The sequence below is a fragment of the Microbacterium sp. CPCC 204701 genome, assembly GCF_004010105.1.
GTDB lineage: Bacteria > Actinomycetota > Actinomycetes > Actinomycetales > Microbacteriaceae > Microbacterium.
Window position 1 is genome coordinate 1 of the sequence record NZ_RRYE01000121.1, and the last position, 7,980, is coordinate 7,980.

General features: G+C 71.8%; 7 protein-coding genes and 1 pseudogene. 5 read left to right on the forward strand and 3 right to left on the reverse strand.

Annotated features, from left to right (window positions below; all coding sequences use genetic code 11):
- Positions 1 to 438: pseudogene (locus EIO58_RS18750) on the forward strand (serine/threonine-protein kinase); the annotation flags it as partial.
- Positions 426 to 1,166 carry a hypothetical protein gene (locus tag EIO58_RS09160; protein WP_127819276.1) on the forward strand — a complete coding sequence of 247 codons (741 nt, stop codon included), beginning with the start codon at positions 426 to 428 and terminating at the stop codon, positions 1,164 to 1,166. The pseudogene EIO58_RS18750 and the gene EIO58_RS09160, both read left to right, overlap by 13 nt.
- 25 nt (positions 1,167 to 1,191) lie before the next feature.
- Here EIO58_RS09160 and EIO58_RS09165 read toward each other — a convergent pair whose 3' ends face one another.
- The 3 genes from EIO58_RS09165 to EIO58_RS09175 are packed head-to-tail and all read right to left on the reverse strand — an operon-like array spanning position 1,192 to position 4,527.
- Positions 1,192 to 1,665: a recombinase family protein gene (locus EIO58_RS09165; RefSeq protein ID WP_127819277.1), complete on the reverse strand. Its 474-nt coding sequence runs from the start codon at positions 1,663 to 1,665 to the stop codon at positions 1,192 to 1,194.
- A 55-nt stretch (positions 1,666 to 1,720) separates the two neighbouring features.
- Positions 1,721 to 3,496 carry a cation:proton antiporter gene (locus EIO58_RS09170; RefSeq protein WP_127819278.1) on the reverse strand — a complete coding sequence of 592 codons (1,776 nt, stop codon included), beginning with the start codon at positions 3,494 to 3,496 and terminating at the stop codon, positions 1,721 to 1,723.
- A gap of 8 nt (positions 3,497 to 3,504) precedes the next feature.
- Positions 3,505 to 4,527 (reverse strand): malate dehydrogenase, encoded by a 1,023-nt coding sequence (locus EIO58_RS09175; RefSeq protein WP_127819279.1) that lies wholly within the window; start codon positions 4,525 to 4,527, stop codon positions 3,505 to 3,507.
- Between the two features lie 70 nt (positions 4,528 to 4,597).
- Here EIO58_RS09175 and ypfJ point away from each other — a divergent pair, with 70 nt between their 5' ends.
- The 3 genes from ypfJ to EIO58_RS09190 all read left to right on the forward strand — a co-directional run.
- Positions 4,598 to 5,467 (forward strand): KPN_02809 family neutral zinc metallopeptidase, encoded by an 870-nt coding sequence (gene ypfJ, locus EIO58_RS09180; protein ID WP_127819280.1) that lies wholly within the window; start codon positions 4,598 to 4,600, stop codon positions 5,465 to 5,467.
- Complete coding sequence (gene pip, locus EIO58_RS09185) at positions 5,464 to 6,492, forward strand: prolyl aminopeptidase (protein ID WP_240658671.1); 1,029 nt, start codon at positions 5,464 to 5,466, stop codon at positions 6,490 to 6,492. The genes ypfJ and pip overlap by 4 nt, the downstream gene beginning before the upstream one ends.
- 203 nt (positions 6,493 to 6,695) lie before the next feature.
- Positions 6,696 to 7,980, forward strand: a 1,285-nt coding sequence (locus EIO58_RS09190; protein ID WP_164861603.1) for a DEAD/DEAH box helicase, incomplete at its 3' end; no start/stop codon positions are given.

Below are 7,980 nucleotides of genomic sequence, written 5' to 3' on the forward strand. Positions count from 1 at the left end.
GCCGCCGCGCCCGCGCGCCGGCGCCCCCGTGCGGGACTGTGGATCGGCCTCGCGGCAGGACTCGTGGTCGTGGCCGCTCTCATCGTCGGGGTGTCGCTGCCTGGCATTCTGTCGGGAGGCGCGGCCGAGCCCGCGCCGTCCGAGACCGGAGCCCGCCCGCAGGACCCCATCAGCGCGGTCGTGCCGGCGCCCGAGGGACTCGCCGGAACCGCCGTGGCCGACGGCGTGCGCTTCTCGTGGACCAACCCCGAGCCCGCGGACGGCGACCGCTACATCGTCGCCGTCGTCGATCGCACCGGAGCCAGCGGCGAGCCCGAGTCGATCGACAGCACTGAGTACACCGTGCCGGCGGATCCGTCAGGGACCACCTGCGTCGAGGTGCTGCTGGTCCGCGAGAACGGTCGCGCCTCCCAGCCCGTGACGAGGTGCGTCCCGTGACCGGGGATGCGAGCGGGCTGACGGTCGACTTCGCCGGGGAGCGGTTCGAGCTCGCGCCGGAGCGGGTCTTCACTGTCGGGCGCGAGGGCGACCTGGCCATCGACGACAACCTGTTCCTGCACCGCAACTTCCTCACGATCGAGAACCACGACGGGCTGTGGCTGCTGTCGAACGTCGGGAGCCGGCTCACCGCGACGGTGACCGACACCGGCGGGCGCGTGCAGGCGTGGCTCGCGCCGGGCGCGCGGCTCCCCCTCGTCTTCGCTGCGACGTCGGTGATCTTCAGCGCAGGGCCGACGACGTACGAACTCACGATCCACTCCTCGGCACCGCCGTTCCGCGAGTCGCAGCCGGTCTCCGACGACGACGGCCTGAGCACGATCGGCGACGTGCCGCTCACCCCCAGCCAGCGCGTCATGATCCTGGCTCTCGCCGAGCCCGTGCTCAAGCGCGAGGGCACCGGCATGAGCGAGCTTCCGACGTCGGCGCAGGCGGCCGAGCGCATCGGCTGGACGCTCACCCGCTTCAACCGCAAGCTCGACAACGTGTGCGACAAGCTCGACCGCATCGGCGTGCCCGGGCTTCGCGGGGGCGTGCGCTCCTATGCCACGAACCGCCGGGTGCGTCTGGTCGAACATGCGATCGCGGCGCGCCTGGTCACACGCGAGGATCTTCCGCTGCTCGACGAGGAGCTGCGGGGCAACGCCGCAAGCGCGGCGGCGGACTGACCGCGGCCATCGAGCCGGTCGCAGATCAGCGCCCGGCGTCGTAGAGGTGGCGACCGCCATGGCTGACGACCTTGACCACGACACCACGGCGGTGGAGCTCGGCGACGGTGCGCGTCTCCTCGTCGATGTCGCGGCCCAGGGCATGGACGTTCGCCACGACCAGCACATCCCCGCGTTTCAGCGTGCCGAACAACCGAACCAGCCGTTCCTCCCACGACTCCAGCGTCTCGGGCGCGGGGTGGCGGAAGCCTTCGATCGGCACTCCGAACCGGGTCAGGTCGTTGCGCTGGTCGACCACCGACGGCATGTCGTCGCGGGCGATCACCAGTCCCACCAGGCGCGAACCGGCGGGCCGTGCCAGCCACCATGTGCCGTCGGCCTGCAGCTCGGTGAAGCACTTCGGGCACTCCGCGGCGGCATGAGGCAGGTGCAGCGGGGCGGTCTCGGCGCCGCCGGACGCGTGCGCGGATGCCGCATCCGTCCGTGTGATCTCGCTCATGGCGTCCCCTTGCTCTGCACCATTGTCCCTCATCCGGCCCGCGCGCCCGACCGCGTCAGTAGCCGTCGTCGAGCCGGAGCTCGAGGCTCAGCTGGTCGGCGTCGAGCTCGGCCAGGGCGTGCCGCAGCGCGGGTGTGCTGTAGCCGCCGCCCGAGCCCAGGTCGTTGAGCCGCGCGCGCATCGCACCGATGATCGCAAGCCGCAGCTCGAGCACGTCGCGCATCAGTGCACCGGTCTCGTCGTCGGGCGGCTGGAGGACCTTCGCGTCGGCGCGCCGCAGCACCTCATCGGAGAACGGCGTGCCGTCGCGGCGGCGCAGGGCGGCCTGCGCAAGGGCTGAGGCCGCGGCATCCCGCAGGTCTTCGTCCAGCGCCGACTGCTCGGCGCGGTCGAGCGCGTTGTCGCCGGGCCGCTCGAGCCGCAGCAGGCGCACGACCCAGGGGAGGGTGAAGCCCTGCAGCATGAGGCTGCCGACCGCGACGGCGAACGCGATGAAGACGAGAAGCGCGCGGTCGGCGGTGTCTTCGCGGGGGAGCGTCTGCGCCGCGGCGAGCGTCACGACGCCGCGCATGCCCGCCCACACGATGATGACGCCGTGCTTCCAGCCGAGCGGGGAGGCCTGGTAATAGTCGAGGTCGCTGAGCGCCCGGCTGACGCGGTGCCGGATCACGTCGAGCCGGCGTCGCACGCGCGGGTCGTCGGCATCCGGGGCATCGCGCGGCCGGCGCCCCTTCCGTGGCGGGGCGGCGGTTCCCACGCCCGAGCCGATCGTGTCGATCCTCTCGCCGATCGCCTCGAACCGCGCGCGCTGCCGGCCACGCGCGCAACGGCTCTGCGCCCACACCAGCAGCGCCACGTACGCGGCGCGCACGGCGATCACGATCCCGAAGGCGACGGCCGCGATCCCGAGGCCTGTTCCGAGCCCGTTGTGCTGCTCGATGTTCTCGGCGACGATCGCGTTCAGCTCGAGCCCCATCACGAGGAACACCGCGCCCTCGAGCACGAGCTCGATCGTGCGCCAGTTGTGCTCGTCGGCAAGGCGCTGCTCGGGCGTGAACCACCGCGCCGCGCCCTGGCCGGTGACGATGCCCGCCACGACCGCCGCGACGAGGCCCGAGCCGCCGAGCTCCTCGGTCGGGATGTAGGCGACGAACGGCACGACGAACCCGATCGCGGTGTTGGCCGCCGAGTGGCGGATGAGTGCGCGCAGCCGCAGGTTGAGGTAGCCCACCAGCGCACCGACGACGACCGCGACGACGACACCCCACGCGAACGCGGGCAGGAAGCCGACGCCGACGCTCGCGTCGCCTGCGACGGAGGTCGCGACGGCGGCCGACGCGATCATCGTCCGCAGCAGCACGAGGGCCGTCGCGTCGTTGAGGAGACTCTCGCCTTCGAGCATCGTGACCACGCGCCGCGAGACCCCGAGTCGCTTCACGATGGAGGTGGCGACGGCATCCGTCGGGCTCAGGATCGCGCCGAGCGCCACCGCGATGGCGGGATGGATGCCGGGGATCACGGCCATGAAGAACAGCCCGAGCACGACCGAGCTCACGATCACGAGCACGAACGACAGGCCCGCGATGGGTCCGAAGTCGCGCCGGAACTCGATCGCCGGCAGCGCGACCGCGGCCGAGTACAGCAGCGGTGGAAGGACGCCGACGAGAATCCACTCGGGGTCGATCTCGGGCACCTCGACGAACGGCAGGAGGCTCACGGCGCCGCCGATCAGCACCAGCACCAGCGGCCCTGCGATGCCGAGCTTCGGCGCGACCGCCGTCGCCAGCGCGATCACGACGATCGCGGTGATGGCGACGAGGAGCGCTTCCACGCCGGGCCCTACAGCATCCCGAGCGCGCGCACGGCGTCGCGCTCCGCGACGAGCTCGGCGACGGATGCCTCGAACCGGGCGCGCCCGCGGGCGTCGAACCCGAGACCGTCGATGACGCGGTAGCCCTCGCCGTCGCCGCGCGAGACGACCGGCACCGAGCACACCAAGCCCTCCGGCACGCCGTACTCGCCGCGTGAGACCACCGCGGCCGAAGTCCAGCCGCGGTGGGTGCCCAGCTGCTCATCCCGCACATGCTCGATCGCCGCGTTGGCCGCCGAGGCGACCGACGACGAGCCGCGCGCCTCGATGATCTCGGCGCCCCGCTTCGCGACGCGGGGGATGAAGACGTCGTCGAGCCAGGCCGTCGCGGCGTCGGCCCCGCCCAGGCGCTCGGTGAGGGCCTCGAGCACGGATCGCCCGTCAGCGAGCCCGGCGTGCGAGACGTCGGGGAACTGCGTCGCCGAGTGGTTGCCCCAGATGATGACATCGGCGATCTCGCCGGGCGGCACCTCGAGCAGCTCGGCGAGTTGACCCACCGCGCGATTGTGATCGAGCCGCGTGAGTGCGGTGAAGCGGTCGGCCGGGACGTGCGGAGCAGCGGATGCCGCGGCGATGAGCGCGTTCGTGTTGGCCGGGTTGCCGACCACGACCACCCGCACGTCGTCCGCGGCGACCGCGCCGATCGCGGCGCCCTGGGGCCCGAAGATCCCCGCGTTGGCGGCGAGCAGATCGGCGCGCTCCATGCCAGGGCCGCGGGGCCGCGCCCCGACCAGGAGCGCGATGTTCGCGCCGTTGAAGGCGGTCAGGGGGTCGTCGGTGATCTCGATGTCATGCAGCAGCGGGAAGGCGCAGTCCTGCAGCTCGAGGGCCGCCCCTTCTGCCGCGCGGACGCCCTGCGGGATCTCGAGCAGCCGCAGCCGCACCGGCCGGCTGCCGCCCAGCATGTCGCCTGCAGCGATGCGGAACAGCAGCGCGTAGCCGATCTGACCGCCGGCCCCGGTAACGGTCACGGTCGTGGGTGCGCTCGCCATGCCACGAGCATATTCCCCTGATTCGGGGCCGGTTCCGCGCGTGTGCGGGCTTGCGCGGTACCGTGAACCCATGACGTTCAATCCGAACGCCAACGTCGGGGGGAACCGAGCTCGGCGTAGGGGGGCAGGAGCCGCGGTCGCGGGAGGCGGGATCGCGGGGATCGGCGCGCTCGCCGTCATCCTCTTCCAGCTCTTCACCGGCACCGACATCTCTGGGCTCGTCCCGAGCGTGCCCCAGCCGGGCGGCGGCGCGGAGTCCGAGATCGAGCAGTGCGAGACCGGGGCCGACGCGAACACGCGTGACGACTGCCGGCTCGCCGCGGGCAGCGGGGTGCTCGACGAGTACTGGGTGGGTCAGGTGCAGGGCTACCGCGCCCCCGAACTCATCGTCGTGGACGGGCAGACGCCGACGCAGTGCGGCACCGCCTCGAACCGGACGGGACCGTTCTACTGCCCGCCCGAAGAGACCGTCTACGTCGACCCCACGTTCTTCGCGCTGATGCGCGAGCGGTTCGGAGCGTCGGCCGGCGAGCTCGCGCAGCTCTACGTGCTGGCCCATGAGTACGGCCACCACGTGCAGTACATCACCGGCATCATGGAGCAGCACCCGAGCAACGGCACCGGACCCGACAGCAACGGCGTGCGCATGGAGCTGCAGGCCGACTGCTTCGCGGGCGCCTGGGTGGGGTCATTGCCCGAGCAGCGCGACGAGAACGGCGTGCCCTACTTCGACCCGGTCACGCCGCAGCAGATCGCCGACGCGCTCCACGCCGCGGGAACGGTCGGCGACGACCACATCCAGCAGCAGTCCGGCGGCGTGGTCAATCCCGAGTCGTGGACCCACGGATCGAGCGAGCAGCGGCAGGGATGGTTCCAGGCGGGCTACCAGAACGGCCTCTCGGAGTGCGACACGTTCGCAGTCTCGGGGAGAGACCTGTGAACGAGCAGCTCGAGGCCATCCTCTATCCGCCGATCGAGCCCTACGAGACGGGCGAGCTCATCGTGGGCGAGGGCAACCGGGTGTACTGGGAGCAGAGCGGAAATCCCCACGGCAAGCCCGTGGTCTTCCTCCACGGCGGACCCGGCGCCGGGACGGCGCCGTGGCACCGGCGCTTCTTCGACCCCGAGCGCTACCGCATCGTGCTGCTCGACCAGCGCGGCTGCGGGCGCTCCACGCCTCATGCGAGCGAGCCGCACGCCGACCTGCGCCACAACACCACGTGGCATCTGGTCGCCGACATCGAGCTGCTGCGCAAGAACCTGGGCATCGCCCGGTGGCAGGTCTTCGGCGGGTCGTGGGGCAGCGCCCTCGCACTCGCCTACGCGCAGGCGCACCCGCGGGCCGTGACCGAACTCGTGCTGCGCGGCGTCTTCACCCTGCGCCGACACGAGCTGGAGTGGTTCTACGAGGGCGGCGCGGCATCCGTCGCCCCCGACCTGTGGGAGGACTTCATCGCGCCGATCCCGATTCTCGAGCGCTCGCAGATGATCGAGGCCTACCACCGTCGGCTGAGCGACCCCGACCCCGCCGTCCACCTGCCGGCGGGCATCGCGTGGTCGCGGTGGGAGGCGTCGACCCTCACGCTCGTGCCCGATGCCGAACTCATCGCCGCGATGACCGAGCCGCGCGCGGCCGCGGCGTTCGCGCGCATCGAGAACCACTACTTCCTGCACGGCGGCTGGTTCGACGAGGGCCAGCTCATCGCCGGGGTCGACCGCATCCGGCACCTCCCGGCGGCCATCGTGCAGGGCCGCTACGACGTGTGCACGCCGCCCATGACCGCGTGGGATCTGCACCGGGCGTGGCCCGAGGCCTCCTTCGAGATGGTCCCGGATGCCGGGCATTCGGCGTCCGAGCCGGGGATCGCGCGAGCGCTCGTGGCCGTGACCGACCGCTTCGCGGCCCCTGTCCTCGTCGACGCCGCGGCCGCCGACGCCCGCTACGAGCAGTCCGCTGCCTCCTGAGCCAGGCGTGCGAACGCCCAGGCGAGCACTGATAGGGTGGGAGACCTTGCAGCGCTTCGTGCGCTTCTCGCGTCGTAGAACGCTTCCCCTCCCGCCGCCGACCTGCCCCGCAGGACGATGCCGGTGACGACTTTCGTACGGCGACCCGAGGGCGAAATCCGCCCCGGCCACCGACAGGGCACCGACGTGTCCAGAGAATCCTCATGACTGAAACCACTTTCGGCGCGCTCGGCGTGCCTCAGCCCCTCGTCGACGCACTCGCCGCCGACGGCAAGACCACCGCGTTCCCGATCCAGATCGACACGCTCCCCGACACGCTCGCCGGCCGCGACGTGCTCGGCCGCGGCAAGACCGGCTCGGGCAAGACCCTGGCCTTCTCCATCCCGATGGCCGCGCGCCTCGGTGGCGCACTCGCCGGCGGAACGCGTCGCAAGGGTCGTCCGCTCGGCCTCGTGCTCGCCCCGACGCGCGAGCTCGCAACCCAGATCGACGCGGTGCTCGCACCGCTCGCCACGGCCTACGGTCTCACCACCACCACGATCTTCGGCGGCGTCAACCAGAACCGACAGGTACAGGCGCTGAACGCCGGCGTCGACATCATCGTGGCGTGCCCCGGCCGCCTCGAAGACCTGATGAAGCAGAGCTACGTCCACCTCGACGCGATCGAGATCACCGTCATCGACGAGGCCGACCACATGGCCGACCTCGGCTTCCTCCCCGGTGTCACGCGCATCCTGAACGCGACGCCGTCCGGAGGGCAGCGGCTGCTGTTCAGCGCGACGCTCGACAACGGCGTCGACAAGCTGGTGAACCGCTTCCTCCAGAACGAGGTGCTCCACTCCGTCGACGAGGCGAACTCGCCCGTCGCCGCGATGACCCACCACGTCTTCACGATGAACGCCGAGACCAAGAAGGACGTCGTCAAGACGCTCGCCTCGGGCAAGGGCCGCCGCATCCTGTTCATGCGCACCAAGCACCACGCGAAGAAGCTCGCCAAGCAGCTCACCTCGGAGGGCATCCCCTCCGTCGATCTCCACGGCAACCTGTCGCAGCCGCAGCGCGACCGCAACCTCGCGGCGTTCTCGTCGGGTTCGGCGAGGGTGCTCGTGGCGACGGATGTCGCGGCGCGCGGCGTGCACGTCGACGACGTCGAGCTCGTCATCCACGTCGATCCGCCCACCGAGCACAAGGCGTACCTGCACCGCTCGGGCCGCACAGCACGCGCGGGCGCCGAGGGCGCCGTCGTGACCCTCGTGACGCCCGGCCAGGAGAAGGACGTCGCGCAGCTGCTGCGCAAGGCGGCCATCAAGGTCACCCCGGTCGCGGTGACCCCGTCGTCGCGCGAGGTCTCCGACCTCGTGGGCGAGGTCGCCCCCTACGTCAAGCCCGAGCCCGTGCAGGCTCCGGTGCGCGGCGGCGGCTCCAGCCAGGGTGCGAACGCGCAGCGCAAGCGCGCGGCGCGCGACGGCCAGCGGTCGTCGGCGGATG

What these genes read in the sequence shown, in the direction of transcription:
- EIO58_RS09165 (WP_127819277.1), bottom strand. Translation starts at nt 1,665, where the DNA reads ATGAGCGAGATCACACGGACGGATGCGGCATCCGCGCACGCGTCCGGC.
- EIO58_RS09175 (WP_127819279.1), bottom strand. Translation starts at nt 4,527, where the DNA reads ATGGCGAGCGCACCCACGACCGTGACCGTTACCGGGGCCGGCGGTCAG.
- ypfJ (WP_127819280.1), top strand. Translation starts at nt 4,598, where the DNA reads ATGACGTTCAATCCGAACGCCAACGTCGGGGGGAACCGAGCTCGGCGT.